Genomic DNA, 23,412 nt, shown 5'->3' with positions numbered 1-23,412 from the left:
TCCACGACCCCGCGCACACCTCCGGCCCCACCGGCGCCACCGGCCTCCCCGGAACCACGCACCGCGCCGCCCTCCGCCGCTGCCGCGCCCCCGCCCCGCACTCCCCCCGCCGCCCCGGCCCCGCGGGCACCCCGCGCTCCCGAGCCCGTCGAGCCGGAGGTCCGGCAGCCCGCTCCCGTGCTGCCCGGAAAGCCGGTCGCGCCGCGGCCCGTCGTACGGCCGGTGGAGCAGCGGGACGAGGTGGTCGGACCGCCGTGCCCCGCGTGCGGGACACCGAATCCGCCGGGGCGGAAGTTCTGCCGGCGCTGTGCCACCCCGCTGGACCCGCAGGCGGCCCCCGCGCCGCTGCCGTGGTGGCGGACGGTGTGGCCGTTCCGGCGCCGGGTGCGGGCCGGGTCCGGGCGGTGGGTGCGGGTGCTGGTGATCCTGCTGGTGGTGCTCGCGCTGTGCGTGGGCGGTTTCCTGCTGCTGCCCGCCGGGCGCGCCCTGTTCGAGGACACCCGCGACAAGCTCGCCGGCACCAAGGCCGTCACCGCGACCCGTGTCACGGCGAGCGCGGCCGTACCCGGCCACCCGGCGTCGAACACCAAGGACGGCCTGAGCAACCGCTATTGGGGCGCGCCGGGGCCGGGCGCCTCGGTGACGTACACCTTCGGCAAGCCGTTCCGGCTGGTGGATGTCCTCATCACCAACGGCGCCTCCGACTCGCCGGAGCAGTACGCGACCGAGGCCCGCGCGCTCCAGATGGACATGGAGGTCACGTCCTCGGACGGCACCGTGCACCACAAGTCCATCTCGCTGAGCGACAAGGCGGGTTCGCAGACGGTGCAGACCGGGATCGACGACGTGGTGCGGGTGCGCCTGGTGCTGCACTCGGTCACCGGGCTGACGGCCGGCCGCCATGTCGCGCTCGCGGAGGTGGAGTTCTTCCAGCGGAGCTGAACCCCGCCCTGGATCAGGGGAGTCGACGCTCCGAGCCCGGTTGCGGTTCCCGCGGCCGCAGCCGGGCGGCCAGGGCGGCGACGTCGTCCTCGGTGGTGCGGGCGTCCAGCCGGGCGACCACGGTGTCGAGGATGTCCTCCAGACCCGGCGCGGCCCCGAAGTCGATCGCGCCGAGCCGGTCCAGGGAACGGTCGATGTCCTCGCCGCGCCGCTCGACCAGCCCGTCGGTGAACAGGATCAGGGTCTGCCCCGGCGCCATCCGGAAAGTAGCCGGCTCATAGCCGCCGAGTCCGGTGCCGAGCGGCGGTCCGACGGGCACCGGCAGCGGGGTCGCCCGGCCGTCCGCGTCGATCACGAACGGCGGCAGATGCCCGGCGCTGGCCAGCGTCACCAGGCCCCGGTTGGGGTCGATCTGCGCCAGCAGGCAGGTGGCGGGCCTGCGTTCGGGTTCGTCGTCGGCCATGTCGTCGAGCTGGCGCAGCACCCGGTGCGGGGGCAGGTCGGCGGAGGCGATGTAGCGCAGCGAGGAGCGGTAGGCGGTCATGTCGACGGCGGCTTCCAGGCCGTGCCCCATGACGTCGCCGACGACCAGCAGGGTGCGGCCGAAGTGCAGGCGCACGGTCTCGCACCAGTCGCCGCCGACCAGCGCGCTGTGCCCGGTGGGCAGGTAGCGGATGGCGACGTCCAGGTTCGGGTGCGGGCGGCCGGGTTCGGCCAGCAGGGCCCGCTGGAGCTTGCCGACGATGCCGCTGACCGCGTCGTGCTCGCGGGCGTGCCGGATGTGGGCGGCGGCGCGCTCGGTGAGGAAGCGCAGGAACTCCGCCTCGGCTGCCGTGTGGGGCGCGCTGTCGCGGGCGCAGACCAGCACGCCGTAGTCCCGGCCGCCGGTGGCCAGCGGCACGCAGAGCGCGGAGCGTTCGTCGCCGGGTTCCGCGGCGACGTCCAGGGCCTCCTCCGGGTCGGCGGCGACACGGGCGGCCGCGGCGACCCGCCGGGCCGCGGGCAGCAGGGCCGGGTTCCCGCCGACCGCCTCGTAGCCGACGCCCGCCTCGCGGCCCCAGCGGAGCACGGCCGCGGCGCCGCCCACTCGGGCGACGGCGGCGCGGGTCAGCTCCGCGCAGGTCGTGTCCTCGTCGAGGGTCGTACCGATCGTGGCCGCCACCGCGCGCAGCTCGGCCGGACCCGCGGGCACGGGGCCCGCTTCCGGGGCGGGCGTGCCGGAGCCGTGTCCGGCGGAGTCGACCGCCGACTGGCGAAACGGCTGAAACCAATCCACCACAGGTCTCACCTTAAAGGGGGACACGCGGACCGTCCCACCACGAGCGCCTCGGCAGCCGCCTCCGCCGGGTGGCCGATGGCGTGGACGAGCCCGGTGGCCTGCGCCTCCTGGCCGGATGCCGGTCCCGTCCGGCCTGTCCGTGCGCACGAACCGGGCGTAAATCCTTTCCGCGCAGGATGCTGGAGCGAGAAGCCCGCGAGGAAGCCGGGAGGCAGGAGGCGCGGCCGGTGATCGCCGTCAACCCGTTGGACAGCGCTTCGGTGCTGGCCGCCTTCGGCGCGCTCGGGGTGCTGGCGGTGATCTTCGCGGAGTCGGGTCTGCTCGTCTTCGGCTTCTTCCTGCCGGGGGACACGCTGCTGTTCCCGGCGGGCGTGCTGTGCGCGGGCACCGCCGGGCAGCCGCCGCGGCTCGCGCTGTGGCAGGTGCTGCTGTGCGCGGCGGTCGGCGCGGTGGCCGGGGGGCAGGTCGGCTATCTGATCGGGCGGCACGGCGGCCGGGCGCTGCTCGCGCGTACCTCCAGCAGACGGGTGAAGGGCGCGGCGGCCCGCGCCGAGCGACTGCTGGCCCGGTACGGCTACGGCAAGGCGCTGGTGATCGGCCGGTTCGTGCCGCTGCTGCGCACGGTGCTGCATCCGGTGGCGGGGGCGCTCGGGGTGCCCGCCCGGCCGTTCACCCTCTGGCAGACCGTGGGCGGGGTGCTCTGGTCGCAGGCCCTGGCCCTGGCGGGTTTCACCTTGGGCGCGTCGGTCCCCCGGGTGGACGACTACCTGCTGCTGCTGGTCGCGGGGGTCGTCGTCCTCTCCATGCTGCCGCTGCTGGTGGAGGCGCACAGGACCCGCCGGGAGCGGCGCGACGAGCCCGAGCGGGAGGACCGGTCCGCGCAGGACGACGAGCCCGAGCGGGACGACCGGCCGACGCGGTACGACCGGTCGGAGCCGCGCGATCGGTGAACGGGGTCCTCCGAAGCCCCACGAGAGAAAGCCCCCGGAAAGAAAAAAGCAAGGCCCCCCGGTCCCCTCCTACACCTCCGCCGCCCGGTGCCGCACCCGTCCCGCCACCGCCGTCAGCACCACCGGCACCTCCGCCAGCTCGGTATCGGCCACCGCGAGAGGATCCTCCGCGAGCACCGTGAGGTCGGCGCGGTGCCCGACGGCGAGCCGGCCCGCGCACTCCTCCTCCCCCGCGACCCACGCGGCGTTCACCGTCATCGCCCGCAGCGCCTGGAGGCCGGTGAGGGCCTGCTCGGGGCCGTGCGGCGGCAGGGAGAGATCGGCGGGGCGGCGGTGCCGGGCGCCGGCCATGACCTGGAGCGGCGGGTACGGCGCGATGGGCCAGTCGGAACCGAGCACCACCGTGGCCCCGGCGGCCCACAGATCACGGCAGCGGAACGCGCGCGCCGCCCGCTCCTCGCCGAGCCGCCGGGACCAGTTGTCGGTGTGGTCGGCGCGGGTGAACTCGCAGCAGTGCGTGGGCTGCATGGACGCGGCGACCCCGAGCGGCCCGAACCGCAGTACCGTGTCGTCCGGCACGGTCTCGATGTGCTCGACGCGGTGCCGGACGCGGCTCGGATGCCCGGCCTGCGCCTGCGCCACGGAGTCCAGCACATGCCGTACGGCCGCGTCGCCGATGGCGTGGGTGGCCGTGGGCACCGCGGCGCGGTGCAGCGCGGCGATCACCTGGCTGTAGCGCCGCGGGTCGGGCCAGAAGGCGCGGGCGGACTCCCCGTGCCGGTCGGGGTCCTCCAGCCAGGCGGTGCCGTTGTCGATGGTGCCGTCCATGAACAGCTTCACCCCGGCCACCCGCCACAGCGCGCCGCCGCTGCCCTGGAGCCCGATCAGCCCGGCGAGGGCGTCGTCGTCGGTCTCCGGGCGGCACCAGGGGTGCACCCGCAGTCGCAGGGGCAGCGCGTCCTCGTCCTCCAGTGCGGCGTAGACGTCGAGGCCGGTGCCGTCCATGGCGTGCCCGCCGGTGAGGCCGGCCGCGGCCATGGCGCCCAGCACCTCGGCGGTCCGCGCCCGGATCCGGGCCTCGGTCGGCTTGGGCGCGGCGGCCTCGACCAGCGCGCAGGCGGCGTCCTCCAGGAGCAGCCCGGTGGGCCGGCCCTCGGCGTCGCACACGATCTCCGAGCCCTGTTCGAACGTGCGCGGTCCGTCGATGCCCGCCAGTTCCAGGGCGCGCTCGCCGGCGAGCAGCGAGTGGCCGTCGAAGAGGTCGAGGAGGGCGGGGATGCCGTCGAGGACGGGGCCGAGGGCCGCGTAGCCGACCGGGGCGGTGCCGAAGGCGTTGGGGTCCAGGCCCCAGCCGCGCAGCCAGGCGCCGGGCGGCAGCTTCCGCACGGCCCCGGCGAGCGCCTCCCGTACGGCGTCCAGGTCGCGGCAGCCGGTGAGGTCCACGCCCATGGTGCGCTCGGCGCCGGAGACCGGGTGCAGATGCCCGTCGGTCAGGCCCGGTACGACCACCGCGCCGCGCAGGTCCAGCACGGTGCTGCGCGGCCCGGCGAGCGCGCGGGCCTCCCGGTCGTCGCCGAGCAGGACGATGTGCCCGTCTTGCGCGGCGAGCGCCGTGTGCGGAAGGAGGCCGCCGGTGGCCGGGTCGAGCAGCCGGGCGGAGAGCAGGACGAGGTCGGCGGGCACGGGGCTCCTTCGGATGTCGGGTTTCGAACTTCGGGCTTGGGGCTCGGGGACAGGTGGAGGACGTCAGCCGGCGGTCCCGGCGCGGGTCAACGCGCCTTCCGTCAGCCCGAGTTCGTGCTCCGCGGTGCGGTGCGCCATGCGGACCACCGCGACCGGTGGGTCCGGGCTGACGGTGTTCACGCCGACGCTGAGCCCGTCGAGGACGACGAGGATCTGGAGCGCGACCGCGAGGGGATCTTCGGTACGGAACTCACCTGCGGCCACGCCGTCCTGGATCAGCCCTTCGAGGCGGCCGCGCCAGTCGGCCTCCTGGAGGGCGACCCGGTCGCGCAGCGGGGGCCGGTAGCGGCTGAGGTGGCGGGCGTTGAGCCAGAGCCGACTGATCGCGTCGTACGCCTCCCCCGAGGTGTGGTCCAGGAAGCGCGCCAGCCGCTGCACCGGGCGGCCGTCGTGCGGCCCGGCGGGCAGCAGGCGGTCCAGTTCTCCCGTGGCCGCGCTGCCGAACGCCTCCGCCACCAGTTCCTCGGCCGAGGGGAAGTAGTGGCTGATCAGCCCCGGCCGCACCGCCAGTTCCTCGGCGACCCGGCGCAGGGTGATGCACTCCAGCCCCTCGGCCAGCGCGATCGCGGCGGCCGTGTCCACGATCTCGGCCCGCCGGGCAGCCGGATCCTTGCGGATTCGCTTGCGCTGAACGCTTGACGACATGACGGCGATGCTATTGAGTGACCGACCAATAAGCAACTGGTCGCTTGCCCAATAAGCGGCCGGCCTCCCTTCCCGCCGCTCCCGGAGGGCCCCATGGCGTCCACGCTCCCCGACCCGAGTCCCGACGCGCGGACCACGTCCGCCGCGCGGACCGCTCCCGCGTCCGAAGTCTCCGGCGGCATGGAGGCGCACGGCATCGACCACATCCCGGACGCCGAACGCCGGGGCAGGCCACGGGAGTTGTTCTCGGTGTGGGCCGCCGCCAATGTCAACTACCTGAGCCTGGTGGTGGGCGGGGCCCTGGTGCTGATGGGCCTGAGCCTGTGGCAGGCGCTCGCGGTGATCGTCGTGGGCAACCTGTTCTGGCTGCTCACCGGGCTGCTCGCGATACCGGGGCCCGCGGCGGGCGCGCCGAGCGAGGTGATCACGCGGACGCTGTACGGGGTGCGCGGCAACCGGGTCAACAACGCGGTGACCGGCTGGCTGATCTCGGTCTGCTACTTCGCGCTCAACCTCGCCGCCGCGGCCACCGCCGCCTTCTCGCTGGTGGGCGACACCGGGCTGCCGGTGGACACGGCGGTGAAGGCGCTCGTGGTGGTGCTCATCGCCGCGATCACCCTCGCCATCAGCGTCTACGGCCATGCCGCGATCGTCCGGCTCTACCTGCCGATCACCCTCGCCCTGACGGCCGTGTTCGCGGTCCTCGGCGTCGTGGTGCTGCGGCACACGGAGTTCGGGTACGTCCCGCCGCGTCCGCTGACCGGCAACGCGCTGTGGGCGACCGTCCTGGCCGGTGTCGCCCTGATCGCGTCGAACCCCCTGTCGTACACCACCAGCGCCGACTTCTCCCGCTATCTGCCGCGCGCCACCCCGGCGCGTGCGGTGGCCGGGTGGACGGCGTTCGGCGGGTTCCTGCCCGGCGTGGCGGTGTGCGGGCTCGGCGCGTGTGCCGCGACCACCGTCGACATGAACGACCCGGAGTCCTCCCTCCAGCCGCTGCTGCCCGCCTGGTTCCGGCCGGTCTTCCTGTTCGCGCTGGTCCTCGGCACCATCGCCCTCAACGCGCTGACCGCCTACAGCGCCGGACTCGCCCTCCAGGCGGTCGGCCTGCGCATCCGCCGCCAGGTCAGCGTCCTGATCGACGGCACGGTGTCCGTCGCGCTCACCCTGTACGCGCTGCTGGTCTCCGACTTCCTGGACACGGTCGGCGATGTGCTCCAGCTGACCGTGATCCTGCTCGGCCCCAGCACGGCCGTCTTCGCCGTCGACATCCTGCTGCGCCGCAACCGGTACGACGGTCCTGCGCTCGCCGACGAGTCCCCGGCGGGCCCCTTCTGGTTCACCGGCGGCGTCAACTGGCGTGGCGCACTTGCCCTCTGTCTGGGCGTGGCCGCCTCCGCGCTGTGCGTCGACACGGTCTACACCGGCCCGCTGGCCACCGCCCTCGGCGGAGTGGACCTCGCCCTCCCGGCGGGCCTCGTCGTGTCCGCCGTCGCCTACGCGCTGCTGTTGCCTGCCGGCGCGCACTCTGGACCGCGCCGGGCGCATCCGTGACACTGGCCGGGTCGGACGCCCCGGATTCCAGGACGGTGCCATGGAAGAGGAAGTCCCGCGCGTGCAACTCACCGAGCGCGCCCAGGAAATGGTGCGCCGACTGCGCGCCGTGCACGGACCGCTGATGTTCCACCAGTCCGGCGGCTGCTGCGACGGCAGCGCGCCCATGTGCTATCCGGACGGCGAGTTCCGCACCGGCGGCTCGGACGTGCTGCTCGCCGAGCTGGAGGTGGCGGGGGTGGCGGAACCGGTCACCTTCTGGATGTCGCGCAGCCAGTACGAGGCGTGGAGCCACACCCGGCTCATCGTGGACGTCGTTCCGGGCCGGGGCAGCGGATTCTCCCTGGAAGCACCCGAGGGAGTGCGTTTTCTCACCCGTTCTCGCGTAGTCGACGCCTAGTCCTCCCGTCGGCCGCTCCCGTCTGCTGCACTTCCCGTGCACACAGGGGAAGTCGACGAGACATCAGGGGGCACGGTGACCAGACGTCACGGGCGTTCGGCAACGGGCAGAGCGGTTCTCACGGTTGTCACGGCGTTCGGTCTACTGGCCGGCGCGGCCCTCGCGGGGGCGGCGCCGGCCGGTGCCGTTTCGGCGGGCACCACCATCGCGCCGGGCGTCACCTACCGGCAGTTCGACCTCCGGGCGGCGGCGGGCACCGCGCACGCCCATCTGCTCACCGTCGACCTCCGCAATCCGCGTGTGCGCGTCGGCCTGCTCGATCCGGGCGCGGTGGCCGCCCGCGCCACGGTCTCCCGGATGGCCGACGCGGCGAAGGCGGTCGCGGGCGTCAACGGGGACTTCTTCGACATCACCGAGACCCAGCATCCGGGCGTGGACCCCACCGGCGCGAGCGTCGGCCCGGCCGTGGCGGACGGCCGGGTGCTCAAGGCCGCGGTGCCGGACGGCCAGCGGTTCGGGCCCGCGCTGCCGCCGGGTACGGACACCGAGGACGTCCTCGGCGTGGGCACCGACCGCCGGGCCCGCCTGGACCGCCTCACCCTGACCGGATCGGTGCGCACCCCGCGGGGCAGGCTGCCCCTGAAGGGCCTCAACCAGTACGCGCTGCCGCAGAACTCGGTCGGCGCCTACACCTCCCGGTGGGGCAGCGCCTCCCGCGAGCGCGCGGTCTGCGGCACCGACACCGAGCGGGCGGCGGGCTGCAGCTCCGAGACGTACGAGGTGACGGTGCGCCGCGGTCGGGTGGTCGCCGTCGCCGACGCTCCGGGCAGCGGCGCGATCCCGGCCGGCACCACGGTCCTGGTGGGCCGCGAGGAGGGTGCCGAGCAGTTGCGTGAACTCGCCGTCGGGGACGCGGTGTCCGTCACCCACACACTGGTCGCGGCCGTCTCCAAGGTCGCCTACGCCTTCGCGCTCGGCGGCTTCCCGGTGCTGCGCGACGGCAGGCCGCTGTCCGGGCTGGACGACGCCACCTCGGCGGTGCGCACCGCCGTGGGCTTCGACGAGGGCGGGCGGCGGCTGCTGATCCTGGCCCTGGACGGCGCCGTCGCCTACCGGTCCGGCCTGACGATCGCGGAGGAGGCCGCCACGATGCGGTCGCTGGGCGCCGCCGACGCGTTCAACCTGGACGGCGGCGGCTCCAGCGAGATGGTCACCCGCGACAGCGGCGCGGCCGACGTGACGGTCCGCAACCATCCGAGCGGCGGCGCCGAGCGGCCCGTGGCGAACGGGGTCGGCGTCTTCACCACGGGCTGACCGGGTCAGGGCCGCAGGCTGCTCACCAGGGCGGCCGTCGCGTCCAGGCCGTTGTGGATGGTCGGCGCCATGCTCGAACACGCCAGGTAGAAGCCGAGCATCACGCAGACCAGGCCGTGGGAGACCTTCAGCGAACCGTTGCGCATGAAGATCACCGCCAGGATCAGGAGCAGCAGCACCACAGAGATGGAAATCGCCATCGGGAACCTCCTCCGCCACGCCCATGAGCGGCGTTCGGCCGCAAGTGTGGCGTAGCGGGGGGTTCCGCCGGGCAGCTGACATGTCCTCCGATCGTGTGGTGTTTCAGGTAATACGGCTCCGAGGGGCCCGCAGGTCGACCAGCTCGGCCAGGGCCTCGCGGTGGGCACCCGCGGTGCCGTAGGCGAGGGAGCCGGCCTTGGCGCGCTTCAGATACAGGTGGACGGGGTGCTCCCAGGTCATGCCGATCCCGCCGTGCAGCTGGAGCGCCTCCTCGGCGGCGCGGACGGCGACGGGGGCGGCGTACGCCTGGGCGACGGCCACCGTGATGTCGGTGTCCTCGCCGGTGGCCAGGGCGTCGGCGGCGGCGCGGGCGGCGGCCCGCAGGTTCACCACCTCCAGCCACAGCTGGGCGAGCCGGTGCTTGAGCGCCTGGAACCCGCCGACCGGCCGGTTGAACTGCTTGCGCTCCTTGAGGTAGCGCACCGTCTCGGTCAACGACCAGTCGGCGAGCCCCAGTTGCTCGGAGGCGAGCAGCCCGGCGGCGGCCCGCAGCGCCCGTCGTACGGCGGGCTCGGCGTCCCCGACCCTGCGGCCGGGCGCCCCGTCCAGCGTGACGGTGGCGAGCGGCCGGGTGAGGTCCAGGGAGATCTGCGGGGTGCGGGTGACGGCGTCGGCGGCCACGGCGTACAGACCGCCGTCGTCGGCCGGGACGAGCAGCACATCGGCGGCGGCCGCGTCCGCGATGCCGGTCAACTCGCCGTGCAGCGCGCCTCCTTCGCACCGTACGACCGGCAGCGCGGCGCCCGGACCGAGGTGCAGCCCGACGGCGAGCACCCCGATGGTGCGCCCGGTCGCGAGCTTCGCCAGCAGTTCCGCGTCGCCGCAGCCGAGCAGGGCCTCGGTGGCCACGACCGCGCTGGTGAGGTAGGGCACAGGGGCGACCGCCCGGCCCAGCTCCTCCAGGACGACGGCGGCTTCGCGATGGGTGGCGCCCTGACCGCCGTACGCCTCGGGGATCAGCAGCCCGGCCAGGCCCATGCTCTGGGCGAGCGACTTCCACAGGGCCGGGTCGTGCGGGGCCGCCGACTCGGCGCGGGCGAGCACACCGGCCACGGGGCAGTGGTCGGTGAGCAGGTCCCGTACGGCCGCCCGCAGCGCCTCTTCCTCCTCGGAGTACAGCAGGTCGGTCATCGGGCCAGGTCCTTCCAGGCGACGTCCTTGTCGGTGCGCGGCTCGGCGGGCAGCCCGAGGACGCGCTCGGCGACGATGTTCAGCAGGATCTCGCTGGTCCCGCCCTCGATGCTGTTGCCCTTGGCCCGCAGATAGCGGTATCCGGCGTCCCGGCCGGTGAAGTCCACCAGCTCCGGGCGGCGCATGGTCCAGTCGTCGTACAACAGGCCCTCCTCGCCCCGGAGTTCCACCTCCAGGCCGCTGATCTCCTGGTTGAGGCGGGCGAAGGAGAGCTTCATGCCGGCGCCCTCGGGGCCGGGCTGGCCCGCGGCGAGCTGCTGGCGCAGCCGCTCGCCGGTGAAACGGGCGACCTCCGCCTCCACCCACAGCCTCAGCAGCCGCTGGTGCAGGTCGTGGGTGCGCACCTCGGGGCGCTGACGCCACGTCGCGGCGACCGGGCCGATCATGCCGCCCTCGCGGGGCAGCCGCATGCCGCCGATGGCGACGCGTTCGTTGTTGAGGGTGGTCTGCGCGACCCGCCAGCCCTCGCCGACCGCGCCGAGGCGGCGGCTGTCGGGGACGCGGACGCCGGTGAGGAAGACCTCGTTGAACTCGGCCTCGCCGGTGATCTGCCGCAGCGGCCGCACCTCGACACCGGGATCCGTCATGTCGCAGACGAAGTAGGTGATGCCCTGGTGCTTGGGCACGTCCGGGTCGGTGCGGGCGATCAGGATGGCCCAGCGGGCGAGATGGGCGCTGGAGGTCCACACCTTCTGCCCGTCGACCACCCACGCGTCGCCGTCCCGGACGGCGCGGGTGCCGAGCGCGGCCAGGTCGGACCCGGCGCCGGGCTCGCTGAACAGCTGGCACCAGACCTCCTCGCCCGTCCACAGGGGCCGCAGCAGGCGCCGCTTCTGCTCCTCGGTGCCGTACTGGAGGATCGTCGGCGCGGCCATCCCGAGGCCGATGCCGATCCGCCGGGGGTCGTTGTCGGGGGCGCCCGCCGCCTCCAGCTCGGCGTCCACGACGGCCTGGAGGGAGCGCGGCGCGCCGAGGCCGCCCAGCCCCTCGGGGTAGTGCACCCAGGCGAGGCCCGCGTCGAAGCGGGCGCGCAGGAAGTCCAGCCGCGCGGTCCGCGCGGGCGGGTGCGCGGCGAGGAACTCCCGCGTACGGTCGCGCAGTTCCTCGGCGTCGCTCACGCCGCCACCTCCGTCGTCACGGCGATCCGGCCGGTGCTGCGCCCGTCCGCCACCTTCTGCACGGCCGCCGCGGCGCCGGCCAGCGGCACCCGCTCGCTCACCAGCGGCTTGATCGCGCCGCGCGCGGCCAGCTCGGTCAGCTGCTCGTGGCAGTGCTGGACCAGCTTGGGGTTCTTCGTGTTGTACAGGCCCCAGTGCAGGCCCAGGATCGAGTAGTTCTTCACCAGCGCGTGGTTGAGCGCCGGGGTCGGGATGGTGCCGCCGGCGAAGCCGACGACCACGATCCGGCCCTCGAAGGCGACCAGCTTGGCGGACTGGGCGTAGGCCTCGCCGCCGACGGGGTCGTAGATCACATCGGCGCCGCGCCCGCCGGTGGCCGCCTTCACGGTGGCGACGACGTCCTCGGCGCGCCGGTCCACGACCACGTCGCAGCCCAGCTCGCGTGCCACGGCGGCCTTGTCGGCACCGCCGACCACGCCGATCACGGTGGCGCCGGCCGCCTTGCCGAGCTGCACGGCCGCGCTGCCCACGCCGCCGGCCGCGGCATGCACCAGCAGGGTCTCGCCCGCTTCGAGGCGGGCCCGGCGGTGCAGCCCGAACCAGCCGGTCTGGTAGCCGATGTGCAGCGCGGCGGCCTCGGCGTCGTCCAGCGCCTCGGGCGCGGGCAGCAGCGCGGCGGCGTCCGCGAGGGCGTACTCGGCGAAACCGCCGTACGGCAGCGCGGGGGTGGCGAGCACCCGGCGGCCGTCCTCGGTCTCGCCGCAGATCTCCACGCCCGGCGTGAAGGGCAGCGGGGGCCGCACCTGGTACTGGCCCCGGCACATCAGCGCGTCCGGGAAGTTGACGTTGGCCGCCCGGACCCGCAGCAGCACCTGGCCGTCGCCCGGCGCGGGCCGCCCGGTCTCGGTGAGGCGCATCACCTCGCTCGGCTCGCCGTTCTCGTGCACCTGCCATGCCTGCATACGGGGCCTCCACGCGACCGCATCGTCCGATCGGAACCGTCGCATACTAAGCGGTCGCTTGCCCGTCAGGGAACACCCCCCGGACGGCTCATGCGCGAGCGGCCGGGCGCGCCCGCACATGCATGCGCTCCCTCTGCGGCCCGAACAGGCTCAGGAACTCCACCGGGCCCTGGCCCGCCGACCCGAACCAGTGCGGCACACGGGTGTCGAACTCGGCCGCCTCGCCCGCCGAGAGCACGACGTCGTGCTCGCCGAGCACCAGTCGCAGGCGGCCGGACAGCACGTACAGCCACTCGTACCCCTCGTGGGTGCGCGGCTCGGGTTCCCCGCAGCGCTTGGGTTCGAGCACCTTGAAGGCCTGGAGGCCGCCGGGCTGGCGGGTCAGCGGCCAGAAGGTGCGGCCGCCCCGCCGCAGCGGTTCGGCGCGCACACGGGGGTCGCCGACGGGCGGCGCGCCGACGAGTTCGTCCAGCGGGACCTGGTGGGCCTGTGCGATCGGCAGCAGCAGCTCCAGGCTGGGCCTGCGCAGCCCGGACTCCAGCCGGGACAGGGTGCTCACGGAGATGCCGGTGGACTGGGACAGCGCCGCCAGTGTCACCTCCCGCTCCTTGCGGATCCGGCGCAGCCGGGGGCCCACCGCCGCCAGGACGTCTTCGGTGCTCATACGGTCATTGCAATTTCGGCATGCCGGGTTGTCAATCCCGCAAACCGAAGGACCACTCCGACGGGTGCGGAGAACCGCGCGACCGGCCACGACGGGCCCGCGACCGCGGCGCGTCCCGCGGACCTCGCGCCCGCACCGCGCGCCGGGCGGAGCGCTGCGGCACCCTGAGGTCATGTTGCTCAGTCGGCTCGCGGAGGTCTCGGGGGAGGTGGCGGCGACGGCGGCCAGGTCGCGGAAGGTCGCGTTGCTCGCCGAGTTGTTCAGGGAGGCGGACGCGGAGGACGTGCCGGTCGTGATTCCGTACCTCGCCGGGCGGCTGCCGCAGGGACGGCTCGGTGTCGGCTGGAAGGTGCTGGGACAGCGGGTGCCGCCGGCCGCCGAGCCCACCCTCACCGTCCGCGAGGTCGACGCGGCCCTCACCGAGCTGGGCCGGGTGTCCGGGGCCGGCGCTCAGGCCGAGCGCGCCCGGCTCGTCGGCGCCCTGATGGGCGCGGCCACCGAGGCCGAGCAGCGGTTCCTGCTGGGCCTGCTCACCGGCGAGGTCCGCCAGGGCGCCCTGGACGCCGTCGCGGTGGAGGGCCTCGCGCGGGCGACCGGCGCGGCGGCGCAGGACGTACGCCGGGCCGTGATGCTCTCCGGCTCGCTCCAGGCCGTCGCGGAGGCCCTGCTGGACGGGGGACCCGACGCGCTCGACCGGTTCCGGCTCACCGTGGGCCGGCCCGTGCTGCCGATGCTGGCGCACAGCGCGTCCTCCGTCGCCGAGGCCGTGGAGAAACTGGGCGCGTGCGCGGTGGAGGAGAAACTGGACGGCATCCGGGTGCAGGTGCACCGGGACGGCGACACGGTCCGCGTGCACACCCGCACGCTGGAGGACATCACCGCCCGGCTGCCCGAAGTGACGGCCGCCGCACTGGAGTTGACCGGCGACCGGTTCATCCTGGACGGCGAGGTGATCTCCTTCGACGCGTCCGGCCGACCCCGGTCCTTCCAGGAGACCGCGGGCCGCGTCGGCTCCCGCACGGACGTGGCGCGGGCGGCCGAGGCGGTGCCCGTCTCCCCCGTCTTCTTCGACGTCCTGGCCGCCGGCGACCGCGATCTGCTCGACCTGCCCTTCGCCGAGCGGCACGCGGAGCTGGCCCGGCTGGTGCCCGAGCCGATGCGGGTGCGGCGCACGCTGGCCGAGAGCCCCGCGGACATCCCGGCGGCGCAGCGCTTCCTCGCCGACACCCTGGCCCGCGGCCACGAGGGCGTGGTGGTGAAGTCGCTGGCCGCCGCCTACAGCGCGGGCCGGCGCGGCGCCGCCTGGCTCAAGGTCAAGCCGGTGCACACCCTCGACCTGGTGGTGCTGGCCGCCGAGTGGGGCCACGGCAGACGCACCGGCAGGCTCTCCAACCTGCACCTCGGCGCCCGCACCGCGGACGGCGGCTTCGCGATGCTCGGCAAGACCTTCAAGGGCATGACGGACGCGCTGCTCGCCTGGCAGACCGAGCGCCTCAGGGAACTGGCGGTGGAGGACGACGGCTGGACGGTCCGGGTGCGACCCGAACTCGTCGTGGAGATCGCCTACGACGGCCTCCAGCGCTCCTCCCGCTACCCGGCCGGCGTCACCCTGCGCTTCGCCCGCGTGATCCGCTACCGCGAGGACAAGAGCCCCGCCGAGGCCGATACCGTGGAGGCCCTGCTCGCGGCCCACCCGGAGGTCACACCGTGACGGTGCGTACGACGAAGCGCAGCGCGGGACTGCTGGTGTACCGGCACACCGGCGACGGTCTCCAGGTGCTGCTCGGCCATATGGGCGGCCCGCTGTGGGCGAAGAAGGAGGCCGGCGCCTGGACCGTCCCCAAAGGCGAGTACGAGGGCGACGAGCCACCGTGGGAGGCGGCCCGGCGGGAGTTCCGGGAGGAGCTGGGCCTCGCGCCGCCCGACGGGGAGGCCGTACCGCTCGGCGAGGTCGTGCAGCGGAACGGCAAGGTCGTCACGGCCTGGGCGCTGCGCGGCGACCCGGACCTGTCCGGGTTCAGCCCCGGCACCTTCACCATGGAGTGGCCCCCGCGCTCGGGGCGGCAGGCGCGGTTCCCGGAGCTGGACCGGGTGGCCTGGCTCGGGCTGGCGCGGGCCCGCGAGGTGATCATCACGGCGCAGACCGCGTTTCTCGACCGGCTGGCGGAGCACTCGGGCTGAACAGGCGACCTGGCGTTGCGCCCCGGCGGGCCGCGCGCGAAGGTCGAAGCACAGCCCGCTTACAGGGAGGTCAGCCATGCCCATCGCGACGGTGAACCCGGCGAACGGCGAGACGCTCAAGACGTACGAGGCCATGGGCGAGGAGGAGCTGGAACGCCGGCTCCAGCTCGCCGAGGCCACGTTCCGCACGTACCGGACGACCCCGTTCGCCGAGCGCGCACGGCTGCTGAGCAGGGCCGCCGACCTGCTGGACGAGGACCAGCAGGAGATCGGCAGGATCATGACCACCGAGATGGGCAAGCCGGTGAAGCAGGCCCGCGCGGAGGCCGCCAAGTGCGCCAAGGCCATGCGCTGGTACGCGGAGCACGCCGAGGCCCTGCTGGCCGACGAGGAGCCCGCCGAGGCGGACGTCCGCGACTCCGGGGCGGCGCGGGTACGGGTCCGCTACCGGCCGCTGGGGCCCGTGCTCGCGGTGATGCCCTGGAACTTCCCGCTCTGGCAGGTCATCCGGTTCGCCGCGCCCGCCCTGATGGCGGGCAACGTGGGCCTGCTCAAGCACGCCTCCAACGTCCCGCAGACCGCCCTGTACCTGGAGGACCTGTTCCACCGGGCGGGCTTCCCGGAGGGCTGTTTCCAGACGCTGCTGATCGGCTCCGCCGCGGTGGACGACATCCTGCGCGACGAGCGGGTCAAGGCGGCCACCCTCACCGGCAGCGAGCCCGCGGGCCGGGCGGTCGCCTCCACGGCCGGAGAGATGATCAAGAAGACGGTCCTGGAGCTGGGCGGCAGCGATCCGTTCGTGGTCATGCCCTCCGCCGACCTCGACCGGGCCGCCGAGGTCGCGGTGACCGCGCGCGTGCAGAACAACGGGCAGTCCTGCATCGCCGCCAAGCGGTTCATCGTGCACAGCGACGTCTACGACGCGTTCGCCGAGCGGTTCGTCGCCGGGATGAAGGCCCTCAAGGTCGGCGACCCGCTGGAGGAGGACACCGAGGTCGGGCCGCTCTCCAGCGAGCAGGGCCGCGCGGACCTGGAGGAACTGGTCGACGACGCGCGGCGCGGCGGCGCCGAGGTGCTGTGCGGCGGCGCCCGCCCCGACGGGCCCGGCTGGTACTACCCGCCGACCGTGCTCGCCGGGATCACCCGCGAGATGCGCATCCACCGCGAGGAGGCGTTCGGCCCGGTCGCCACGCTGTATCGGGCGGACGACCTGGACGAGGCGCTGCTCATCGCCAACGACTCCCCCTTCGGACTGAGTTCGAATGTGTGGACGCGTGAGGAGAGCGAAGTCGAGCGGTTCGCGCGGGACCTGGAGGCCGGGGCGGTGTACGTCAACGGGATGACCGCCTCCCATCCGGCGTTCCCCTTCGGTGGTGTGAAGCGCTCGGGGTACGGGCGTGAGCTGTCCGGGCACGGAATGCGGGAGTTCTGCAACATCACCACGGTTTGGCAGAGTGCGTGAGGTATGCGCGGCTACCATCTTCTTTTGTGAACCGCGAAGTGACTCTGCCTCTGATCGTCGACGACCATGGAACCCTTCAGGTGGCCGCCGCCGATGTGAGCAAGTTGTTGCGGACCGTGGGCGGGCGCTGGCTGCGGCTGGTCGAGACCGGTGAACAGCGGCTGGACGAGGACACGGTGGCCGAGCTGACGATCGAACTCGCCAAACTGGCCGACCGTATCGACGTGGCGTGCATCGCCCACAGCAGCGGAGCGCCGTAGCCCGCGGGCGGCGCGACGAGCGCCGGAGCGGCCTCGCGCCGCGGCAGCGTGCCCGGCAACTCGCCCCGGAGCCGCTGCCCTTCGCGCCACAGCGGAGCACGCCGTTCGAACCGGAAGGGCACCCCGGTCCCGCCGGCCGGGGTGCTCGGCGATCGGCGCACCGAGGGGGGCGCCGATGACGGTGCCGGCCCTCGCGCCGCCCGTGCTCAGTGCCGGGCCACGCCCTCGGCCCCCCTCCCCGGACAGTCCGCCGCGGTGACGCAGCCGTCGGTGCGGACACCATCCGGCCGGTGGACGCGTCGGCCACCTGCGGATCACCGGCCGGGGAGCACCGGCGACCTGCGACAGGGGGCCCGCCAAGGCGTAGCCCCCGCTGCCGAGCCCGGACGCGTCCGGAATCCCGCCCGCCGGACCCGGCTCCGCCCGCCCGCCGTACCGCGTTCGGCGAGCGGCACGACATAGCTGACCACCGGGTCCGGGGCGAGGACCCCGGCGGCGACCTGCCGCAGGCGGCCCGCCAAGGCGTAGCCCCCGCTGCCGAGCCCGGACGCGTCCGGAATCCCGCCCGTCGCACCCGGCTCCACCACCCCGCCGTGCCGCGTTCGGCGAGCGGCATGGAACGGCTGGCCGCCGGGTCCGGGGCGAGGGCCCCGGCGGCCGTCCCCAGCAGGGCTTTCGCGGTAACGGTCGGCGTGGATTTTTCCCCCGTCCGGCGCCGGAAGTCCTCCTCCGAGACCGACCCGGCATCCCCGATTCGGAGTAACCCAGCGCGAGATCGTGGTCCTCACGGGTGACGGTGGGTGGAGCACCTCCTGAGGTGAACCACCTTCTGACCGGTGGGTGAAGGCCCTCCGGACACGCGGAAAGCAGGGACGGTTCATGGCGACTTTGTGCAGACCCTCGGTATCGGTCCCGGAGCACGTGATCACGATGGAGGAGACGCTGGAGCTGGCGCGTTCGCGCCACGCGGACCACCCTCAACTGGCGCTGGCGCTGAGGCTCATCGAGAACACCGGCGTCAAGACCCGGCACATCGTGCAGCCCATCGAGGAGACCCTCAAGCACCCCGGCTTCGAGGACCGCAACAAGCTGTACGAGGCCGAGGCGAAGGCCCGCGTCCCCGCGGTGATCCAGCGGGCGCTGGACGACGCCGAACTCCTCACCACCGACATCGACGTGATCATCTACGTGTCGTGCACGGGCTTCATGATGCCCTCGCTCACGGCCTGGCTGATCAACGAGATGGACTTCGACAGCACCACCCGTCAGCTGCCCATCGCCCAGCTGGGCTGCGCGGCCGGCGGCGCGGCGATCAACCGGGCCCACGACTTCTGCACGGCGTACCCGAACGCCAACGCGCTGATCGTGGCCTGCGAGTTCTGCTCGCTGTGCTACCAGCCCACCGACCTCGGCGTCGGCTCGCTGCTGTCCAACGGCCTGTTCGGCGACGGCATCGCCGCCGCCGTGGTGCGCGGGCGCGGCGGCCGGGGCGTCAAGCTGGAGCGCAACGGCTCCTACCTGATCCCGAAGACCGAGGACTGGATCGCCTACGACGTCCGGGCCACCGGCTTCCACTTCCTGCTGGACAAGCGGGTGCCGACCACCATGGAGCCGCTCGCCCCGGCCCTGAAGGACCTGGCGGGCAACCACGGCTGGGACGCCACCGACCTGGACTTCTACATCATCCACGCCGGCGGCCCCCGCATCCTCGACGACCTCAGCAAGTTCCTGGAGGTCGAGCCGAACGCGTTCCGCTTCAGCCGCTCCACGCTCACCGAGTACGGCAACATCGCGAGCGCCGTCGTCCTGGACGCGCTGCGCCGGCTGTTCGACGAGGGCGGCGCCGAGGAGCGGGCGCGCGGACTGCTCGCGGGCTTCGGCCCCGGCATCACCGCCGAGATGACGGTCGGCCGCTGGACCGACGGCGACAGGGGCGGGCGATGACGGAGACCGAGGAGGCGACGCTCACCGAGGCCGTGCCGCCGGTCCGCCACTGGCCGGCGCTCGACCTCACCGGAACCGACTTCGACCCGGTGCTCGCCGAGCTGATGCGCGAAGGCCCGGTCACCCGCATCCAGCTGCCCAACGGCGAGGGCTGGGCGTGGCTGGTCACCCGGTACGACGACGTGCGCATGGTGACCAACGACCCGCGCTTCGGCCGCGAGGCGGTCATGGACAAGCCGGTCACCCGGCTCGCCCCGCACTTCATACCGGACCGCGGCGCGGTCGGTTTCCTGGACCCGCCCGACCACACGCGGCTGCGCCGCTCGGTCACCGCGGCGTTCACCGCCAGGGGTGTGGAGCGGGTGCGCGAGAAGGCGCGCGGCATGCTGGACGAGCTGATCGACCAGCTCCTGGCGGACGGTCCCCCGGCCGATCTGACGGCGGCGATCCTCAGCCCGTTCCCCATCGCGGTGATCTGCGAGCTGATGGGCGTCCCGGCCGCCGACCGGCACGACATGCACGAGTGGACCCAGCTGATCCTGTCCTCCGCGCACGGCAAGGAGGTGAGCGAGCGGGCCAAGCGCGAGATGAGCGCGTACTTCTCCGGCCTCATCTCGGCGCGCGGAAGCGGCACGGCCGAGGACGTCACCTCGCTGCTGGGTGCCGCCGTGAGCCGGGGCGAGGTCACCCTCGAGGAGGCCGTCGGACTCGCCGTGCTGCTCCAGATCGGCGGTGAGGCGGTCACCAACAACAGCGGGCAGATGTTCTATCTGCTGCTGACCCGCCCCGACTTGGCCGAACGGCTGCGCGCCGCACCGGAGATCCGGCCGCGGGCGATCGACGAGCTGCTGCGGTACATCCCGCACCGCAACGCGGTCGGCCTGTCCCGGATCGCCCTGGAGGACGTGGAGATCGGGGGCGTGCGCATACGCGCGGGCGACGCGGTCTACGTGTCGTACCTGGCCGCGAACCGCGACCCGGAGGTCTTCCCCGACCCGGAGGAGATCGACTTCTCCCGCTGTCCCAACCCGCATGTGTCCTTCGGCTTCGGCCCGCACTACTGTCCGGGCGGACAGCTCGCCCGGCTGGAGTCGGAACTGCTGGTCGACGCGCTGCTGGACCGGATTCCGGGACTGAAGCTGGCCGTACCGCCCGAGGAGGTGCCCTTCAAGAAGGGCGCGCTGATCCGCGGTCCCGAGGCCCTGCCCGTGATGTGGTGAGCCGGCGATGACGACGGTCGAAGGGCTGACATCGGCATCGGTCGACGGGCTGCTCGTGCCGCCCGGCCAGGGCCGGGTGGTGGAGACGCCCGCACAGCGGGTCACGTTCAAGGTCACCGGCACGCACTCGCGGATGGCCTCCACCTTCGAGGTGGAGGTCCCGCCGGGCTTCGACGTCGGTGCCCATGTGCACACCCGCAGCGAGGAGTTGTTCTACGTCCTGGAGGGCGAGCTGGACGTGCTCGCCTTCGAGCCTCGCATCCGCACCCCCGACAACTGGAGGAAGTGGGAGTCGACTTCGGGCAACCGGGTGGTCCGGGCGACTCCGGGCACGGTCATCGTCGTCCCCCCCGGCTGCCCGCACGCCTTCGCGAACCCCACGGACTCCCCCGCCAAGATGTTCTTCCAGGCGAGCCCGCCGCCCGACCACGAGCGCTATTTCGAGGAACTCCTCGAAATCCTCCGCGACGGCGGCCCGCCCGACCAGGAGGCGATCGAGGCCCTGCGCCTGAAATACGACATCGAGCAGCTCACGCCTTTGCGGCACAGGTGAGCCGAGCGCCCCGCAGGGGCGCGAGGAACCGCGCGGTCGGCACCTTCCGGCGGACAGCCGGGATCGCGCGGTTCCCCGCACGGCGCTACCGGATCGGCATTCCCGAAAGCGTCCGCGCGATGACGAGCCGCTGGATCTCGCTCGTCCCCTCGAAGATCGTGTAAATCGCCGCGTCCCGGTGCATCCGCTCCACCGGATACTCCCGCGTGTACCCGTTCCCGCCCAGGATCTGGATCGCCTGCGCGGTCACCTTCTTCGCGGTCTCGCTGGCGAACAGCTTCGACATCGAGCCCTCGGCGGCCGTGAACTTCTTGCCGCTGATGGCCATCCAGGACGCCCGCCACACCAGCAGCCGCGCCGCGTCGATCTGCGTGCGCATGTCGGCGAGCTGGAACGCGACACCCTGGTTGTCGATGATGGGCCGCCCGAACTGCTCGCGGGACTTGGCGTAGTCGAGCGCGACCTCGTAAGCGGCCCGAGCGGTACCGACCGCCATCGCGCCGACGGCCGGCCGGGACGCCTCGAACGTGGCCATCGCCGCGTTCTTCACCCGCTCTCCGCCCGCCGCCTTCGCCTTCTCGCGGGCGCGCGCCAGCCGCTCGTCCAGCTTCTCCTTGCCGCCGAGCAGGCAGGAGCCGGGCACCCGCACGTCGTCGAGGACGACCTCGGCGGTGTGCGAGGCGCGGATGCCGTGCTTCTTGAACTTCTGCCCCTGCGCGAGGCCCCTGGTGCCCGGCGGGATGATGAAGGAGGCGTGGCCCTTGGAGCCCAGCTCCGGGTCGACGCTGGCGACGACGACATGGACGTTGGCGATGCCGCCGTTGGTCGCCCAGGTCTTCGTGCCCTTGATCACCCACTCGTCCTTGGCCTCGTCGTACACCGCGCGCGTGCGCATGGAGGCCACGTCGGAGCCGGCGTCGGGCTCGGAGGAGCAGAACGCGGCGACCTTGACATCGGTGGCGTCGCCGTACATCTGCGGGATCCAGGTGCCGATCTGCTCCTCGGTGCCGTTGGCGAGCACGCCCACCGCGGCCAGGCCGGTGCCCACGATGGACAGGGCTATCCCCGCGTCGCCCCAGAACAGCTCCTCCATGGCCATCGGGATGCCGAGGCCGGTGGGGTCGAAGTACTGCTGCGCGTAGAAGTCGAGGGAGTAGATGCCGACCTTCGCGGCCTCCTGGATGACCGGCCAGGGGGTCTCCTCGCGCTCGTCCCACTCGGCGGCGGCGGGCCGGATCACCTCGGCGGCGAAGCCATGGAGCCAGTCCCGGACCTCCTTCTGCTCGTCGTTCAGCTCCATGGTGAACTCGGCCATGTCCCCTCCAGCGGCGGTACGATGTGTTACTTACGGTAACCCGAGTCTGTTACTGACGGGTAGGAAAAGTCAACCTGCACTGACCTCCCGGTATCCCGTTCGATGTCAGCGGCCCGGTGAGTGTTAGTTTGCGCAGGCGTCACCGAATCAACACGGGTGGGGAGAGCACGCATGGACACCACACAGCGGACCGATCAGCAGCGGTCCGCCGACCGCCGCCGGCGCGAGCTGCTGGAGGCCGCCGACCGGGTGGTGCTCCGCGACGGCCCGCAGGCGTCGATGAACGCGATCGCCGCCGAGGCGGGGATCACCAAGCCCATCCTCTACCGGCACTTCGGCGACAAGGGCGGACTCTACGCCGCGCTCGCCAAGCGGCACACCGACGCCCTGCTCTCCTCCCTGCGCGCCGCGCTCGACGCCCCGGCGGACCGGCGCGAGCGGGTGGAGTCCACGCTGGACACCTACCTCGCCGCCATCGAGGCGCGGCCCCAGGTGTACCGGTTCCTGATGCACCCCTCCGAGGGCAGCACCGGCGCCGACCAGGGCTTCGACGTCGGCAAGCACAGCGCCCCGCTGCTGCGGCGGATGGGCGAGGAGCTGGCCCAGGTCATCGAGGAGCGGGTGGACCTCGGCCCCGGCAGCCAGCAGCTCGCGCGTGTGTGGGGGCACGGCATCGTCGGCATGATGCACGCGGCCGGCGACTGGTGGCTCGGCGAACGCCCCTGCTCCCGCGCCGATTTGGTGCGCTCCCTGGCCGACCTGCTGTGGGGGCGGCTCGCGGCCGCCGGGGACCGGGTGGGCGGACCGGGGTTCTGAGCCCCCGCCCGCGGCCCCTCCGGGTCACCGGCTCCAGCCGGCCCGCCCGATCTGCCGCGCCAGCCGGCGCCGCCGCCACCCCGTCACCCGGTCCGCGTAGACCCGGCCCTCCAGGTGGTCGCACTCGTGCTGGAGGCAGCGCGCGAAGAAGCCCGTGCCGTGGACGGTGACGGGCTCACCGGCGGCCGTGAAACCCTCGACCACCGCGTGGTCGTACCGCTCGGTGCCCGCCTCCAGGCCCGGCAGGGACAGGCAGCCCTCGGGGCCGCGCAGCACGATCCCGTCCGCCGCCACCAGACGCGGGTTCACCACATGTCCGAGATGCCGGACATCGTCGTCGTCCGGGCAGTCGTAGACGAACACCCGCAGCGGGATCCCGATCTGATTCGCGGCCAGGCCCACCCCGCGGGCCGCGTACATCGTGGCGAACAGATCCTGCACGAGCGCCGCCAGCTCGGGGCCGAAGTCGGTGACGTCCCCGCAGCATTCGCGCAGAGCGGGGTCGCCGAGCAGGGTGAGGGGCCGGACGCGCCCGTGGACGCCCGGAATGGAACCGTGTCGCATGGCGGCAAGGGTACGGTTCGTTCAGCTCATGCCCGTCGCAGTGGGTGCGCACCGGATTCGGGTGTGCGAATGGA

Annotated in this window: 23 protein-coding genes; 13 read left to right on the top strand and 10 right to left on the bottom strand. The window is 73.5% G+C overall.

Annotated features, from left to right (window positions below; genetic code table 11):
* Positions 1 to 177 precede the first annotated feature (177 nt).
* Entirely contained in the window at positions 178 to 942 is a 765-nt protein-coding gene (locus ACZ7EC_RS09920; protein WP_471060189.1) for an NADase-type glycan-binding domain-containing protein, read from the top strand.
* 13 nt (positions 943 to 955) lie between these two features.
* Here the strand turns inward: ACZ7EC_RS09920 and ACZ7EC_RS09915 are convergent, their stop codons facing one another.
* Entirely contained in the window at positions 956 to 2,221 is a 1,266-nt protein-coding gene (locus ACZ7EC_RS09915) for a PP2C family protein-serine/threonine phosphatase (protein WP_471060187.1), read from the bottom strand.
* Positions 2,222 to 2,448: 227 nt separating this feature from the next.
* Between ACZ7EC_RS09915 and ACZ7EC_RS09910 the strand changes: the two genes are divergently transcribed.
* The gene (locus ACZ7EC_RS09910) at positions 2,449 to 3,171 is read left to right on the top strand and encodes a DedA family protein (RefSeq protein ID WP_471062004.1); all 723 of its coding nucleotides are present in this window, start codon (positions 2,449 to 2,451) and stop codon (positions 3,169 to 3,171) included.
* Between the two features lie 69 nt (positions 3,172 to 3,240).
* On the opposite strand, the gene ACZ7EC_RS09905 is transcribed toward ACZ7EC_RS09910, so the two are convergent.
* On the bottom strand, positions 3,241 to 4,854 hold the full coding sequence (locus tag ACZ7EC_RS09905) for an amidohydrolase (protein WP_471060184.1): 1,614 nt from the start codon (positions 4,852 to 4,854) through the stop codon (positions 3,241 to 3,243).
* 63 nt (positions 4,855 to 4,917) lie between these two features.
* Positions 4,918 to 5,559, bottom strand: a complete 642-nt coding sequence (locus tag ACZ7EC_RS09900; RefSeq protein WP_471060181.1) for a TetR/AcrR family transcriptional regulator — start codon at positions 5,557 to 5,559, stop codon at positions 4,918 to 4,920.
* A gap of 93 nt (positions 5,560 to 5,652) precedes the next feature.
* Between ACZ7EC_RS09900 and ACZ7EC_RS09895 the strand changes: the two genes are divergently transcribed.
* The 3 genes from ACZ7EC_RS09895 (at position 5,653) to ACZ7EC_RS09885 (ending at position 8,827) form a co-directional block, all read left to right on the top strand.
* Positions 5,653 to 7,113, top strand: coding sequence for a purine-cytosine permease family protein (locus ACZ7EC_RS09895; RefSeq protein ID WP_471060178.1), 1,461 nt, complete (start codon positions 5,653 to 5,655; stop codon positions 7,111 to 7,113).
* A 40-nt stretch (positions 7,114 to 7,153) separates the two neighbouring features.
* On the top strand, positions 7,154 to 7,513 hold the full coding sequence (locus ACZ7EC_RS09890) for a DUF779 domain-containing protein (RefSeq protein WP_471060175.1): 360 nt from the start codon (positions 7,154 to 7,156) through the stop codon (positions 7,511 to 7,513).
* Positions 7,514 to 7,588: 75 nt separating this feature from the next.
* Complete coding sequence (locus tag ACZ7EC_RS09885; RefSeq protein ID WP_471060172.1) at positions 7,589 to 8,827, top strand: phosphodiester glycosidase family protein; 1,239 nt, start codon at positions 7,589 to 7,591, stop codon at positions 8,825 to 8,827.
* A 5-nt stretch (positions 8,828 to 8,832) separates the two neighbouring features.
* Here the strand turns inward: ACZ7EC_RS09885 and ACZ7EC_RS09880 are convergent, their stop codons facing one another.
* The 5 genes from ACZ7EC_RS09880 to ACZ7EC_RS09860 all read right to left on the bottom strand — a co-directional run bounded on the left by ACZ7EC_RS09880 (position 8,833) and on the right by ACZ7EC_RS09860 (position 13,023).
* Positions 8,833 to 9,027: a hypothetical protein gene (locus tag ACZ7EC_RS09880; RefSeq protein WP_037658873.1), complete on the bottom strand. Its 195-nt coding sequence runs from the start codon at positions 9,025 to 9,027 to the stop codon at positions 8,833 to 8,835.
* Positions 9,028 to 9,130: 103 nt separating this feature from the next.
* Positions 9,131 to 10,219 (bottom strand): acyl-CoA dehydrogenase family protein, encoded by a 1,089-nt coding sequence (locus ACZ7EC_RS09875; protein WP_471060170.1) that lies wholly within the window; start codon positions 10,217 to 10,219, stop codon positions 9,131 to 9,133.
* Positions 10,216 to 11,397 (bottom strand): acyl-CoA dehydrogenase family protein, encoded by a 1,182-nt coding sequence (locus ACZ7EC_RS09870; protein WP_471060168.1) that lies wholly within the window; start codon positions 11,395 to 11,397, stop codon positions 10,216 to 10,218. Before ACZ7EC_RS09870 ends, ACZ7EC_RS09875 begins: the two co-directional genes overlap by 4 nt.
* A complete protein-coding gene (locus ACZ7EC_RS09865; RefSeq protein WP_471060164.1) occupies positions 11,394 to 12,359 on the bottom strand; it encodes an NADPH:quinone oxidoreductase family protein in 966 nt (321 codons plus the stop codon). The genes ACZ7EC_RS09870 and ACZ7EC_RS09865 overlap by 4 nt, the downstream gene beginning before the upstream one ends.
* 88 nt (positions 12,360 to 12,447) lie before the next feature.
* Positions 12,448 to 13,023 (bottom strand): helix-turn-helix domain-containing protein, encoded by a 576-nt coding sequence (locus tag ACZ7EC_RS09860; RefSeq protein ID WP_471060161.1) that lies wholly within the window; start codon positions 13,021 to 13,023, stop codon positions 12,448 to 12,450.
* Between the two features lie 172 nt (positions 13,024 to 13,195).
* Between ACZ7EC_RS09860 and ACZ7EC_RS09855 the strand changes: the two genes are divergently transcribed.
* The 7 genes from ACZ7EC_RS09855 (at position 13,196) to ACZ7EC_RS09825 (ending at position 20,643) form a co-directional block, all read left to right on the top strand.
* Positions 13,196 to 14,734: an ATP-dependent DNA ligase gene (locus tag ACZ7EC_RS09855; protein ID WP_471060158.1), complete on the top strand. Its 1,539-nt coding sequence runs from the start codon at positions 13,196 to 13,198 to the stop codon at positions 14,732 to 14,734.
* Positions 14,731 to 15,204 carry an NUDIX hydrolase gene (locus ACZ7EC_RS09850; protein ID WP_471060155.1) on the top strand — a complete coding sequence of 158 codons (474 nt, stop codon included), beginning with the start codon at positions 14,731 to 14,733 and terminating at the stop codon, positions 15,202 to 15,204. Before ACZ7EC_RS09855 ends, ACZ7EC_RS09850 begins: the two co-directional genes overlap by 4 nt.
* A gap of 76 nt (positions 15,205 to 15,280) precedes the next feature.
* Complete coding sequence (locus ACZ7EC_RS09845; protein WP_471060152.1) at positions 15,281 to 16,666, top strand: NADP-dependent succinic semialdehyde dehydrogenase; 1,386 nt, start codon at positions 15,281 to 15,283, stop codon at positions 16,664 to 16,666.
* A gap of 26 nt (positions 16,667 to 16,692) precedes the next feature.
* Positions 16,693 to 16,926 (top strand): DUF6213 family protein, encoded by a 234-nt coding sequence (locus tag ACZ7EC_RS09840; protein WP_397987438.1) that lies wholly within the window; start codon positions 16,693 to 16,695, stop codon positions 16,924 to 16,926.
* Positions 16,927 to 17,805: 879 nt separating this feature from the next.
* On the top strand, positions 17,806 to 18,870 hold the full coding sequence (locus ACZ7EC_RS09835; protein ID WP_471060148.1) for a type III polyketide synthase: 1,065 nt from the start codon (positions 17,806 to 17,808) through the stop codon (positions 18,868 to 18,870).
* The gene (locus tag ACZ7EC_RS09830; protein WP_471060145.1) at positions 18,867 to 20,090 is read left to right on the top strand and encodes a cytochrome P450; all 1,224 of its coding nucleotides are present in this window, start codon (positions 18,867 to 18,869) and stop codon (positions 20,088 to 20,090) included. Before ACZ7EC_RS09835 ends, ACZ7EC_RS09830 begins: the two co-directional genes overlap by 4 nt.
* A 7-nt stretch (positions 20,091 to 20,097) precedes the next feature.
* Complete coding sequence (locus ACZ7EC_RS09825) at positions 20,098 to 20,643, top strand: cupin domain-containing protein (protein ID WP_471060142.1); 546 nt, start codon at positions 20,098 to 20,100, stop codon at positions 20,641 to 20,643.
* Between the two features lie 85 nt (positions 20,644 to 20,728).
* Here ACZ7EC_RS09825 and ACZ7EC_RS09820 read toward each other — a convergent pair whose 3' ends face one another.
* The gene (locus tag ACZ7EC_RS09820; protein ID WP_471060138.1) at positions 20,729 to 21,958 is read right to left on the bottom strand and encodes an acyl-CoA dehydrogenase family protein; all 1,230 of its coding nucleotides are present in this window, start codon (positions 21,956 to 21,958) and stop codon (positions 20,729 to 20,731) included.
* A gap of 171 nt (positions 21,959 to 22,129) precedes the next feature.
* On the opposite strand from ACZ7EC_RS09820, the gene ACZ7EC_RS09815 reads away from it, so the two are divergent.
* Positions 22,130 to 22,774 carry a TetR/AcrR family transcriptional regulator gene (locus ACZ7EC_RS09815; protein ID WP_471060135.1) on the top strand — a complete coding sequence of 215 codons (645 nt, stop codon included), beginning with the start codon at positions 22,130 to 22,132 and terminating at the stop codon, positions 22,772 to 22,774.
* 24 nt (positions 22,775 to 22,798) lie between these two features.
* Here ACZ7EC_RS09815 and def read toward each other — a convergent pair whose 3' ends face one another.
* On the bottom strand, positions 22,799 to 23,338 hold the full coding sequence (gene def / locus ACZ7EC_RS09810) for a peptide deformylase (protein WP_471060132.1): 540 nt from the start codon (positions 23,336 to 23,338) through the stop codon (positions 22,799 to 22,801).
* Between the last annotated feature and the right edge of the window lie 74 nt (positions 23,339 to 23,412).

The organism is Streptomyces sp. NPDC037203 (assembly GCF_055605065.1).
Note: the sequence above shows the minus strand (reverse complement) of the source record. Positions and strands in the feature narration are given on the sequence as shown.

Coding starts and splice junctions, on each gene's coding strand:
- ACZ7EC_RS09900 (WP_471060181.1), bottom strand. CDS start 5,559: ATGTCGTCAAGCGTTCAGCGCAAGCGAATCCGCAAGGATCCGGCTGCC.
- ACZ7EC_RS09895 (WP_471060178.1), top strand. CDS start 5,653: ATGGCGTCCACGCTCCCCGACCCGAGTCCCGACGCGCGGACCACGTCC.
- ACZ7EC_RS09890 (WP_471060175.1), top strand. CDS start 7,154: ATGGAAGAGGAAGTCCCGCGCGTGCAACTCACCGAGCGCGCCCAGGAA.
- ACZ7EC_RS09880 (WP_037658873.1), bottom strand. CDS start 9,027: ATGGCGATTTCCATCTCTGTGGTGCTGCTGCTCCTGATCCTGGCGGTG.
- ACZ7EC_RS09875 (WP_471060170.1), bottom strand. CDS start 10,219: ATGACCGACCTGCTGTACTCCGAGGAGGAAGAGGCGCTGCGGGCGGCC.
- ACZ7EC_RS09865 (WP_471060164.1), bottom strand. CDS start 12,359: ATGCAGGCATGGCAGGTGCACGAGAACGGCGAGCCGAGCGAGGTGATG.
- ACZ7EC_RS09860 (WP_471060161.1), bottom strand. CDS start 13,023: ATGAGCACCGAAGACGTCCTGGCGGCGGTGGGCCCCCGGCTGCGCCGG.
- ACZ7EC_RS09855 (WP_471060158.1), top strand. CDS start 13,196: ATGTTGCTCAGTCGGCTCGCGGAGGTCTCGGGGGAGGTGGCGGCGACG.
- ACZ7EC_RS09845 (WP_471060152.1), top strand. CDS start 15,281: ATGCCCATCGCGACGGTGAACCCGGCGAACGGCGAGACGCTCAAGACG.
- ACZ7EC_RS09835 (WP_471060148.1), top strand. CDS start 17,806: ATGGCGACTTTGTGCAGACCCTCGGTATCGGTCCCGGAGCACGTGATC.
- ACZ7EC_RS09830 (WP_471060145.1), top strand. CDS start 18,867: ATGACGGAGACCGAGGAGGCGACGCTCACCGAGGCCGTGCCGCCGGTC.
- ACZ7EC_RS09825 (WP_471060142.1), top strand. CDS start 20,098: ATGACGACGGTCGAAGGGCTGACATCGGCATCGGTCGACGGGCTGCTC.
- ACZ7EC_RS09820 (WP_471060138.1), bottom strand. CDS start 21,958: ATGGCCGAGTTCACCATGGAGCTGAACGACGAGCAGAAGGAGGTCCGG.
- ACZ7EC_RS09815 (WP_471060135.1), top strand. CDS start 22,130: ATGGACACCACACAGCGGACCGATCAGCAGCGGTCCGCCGACCGCCGC.
- def (WP_471060132.1), bottom strand. CDS start 23,338: ATGCGACACGGTTCCATTCCGGGCGTCCACGGGCGCGTCCGGCCCCTC.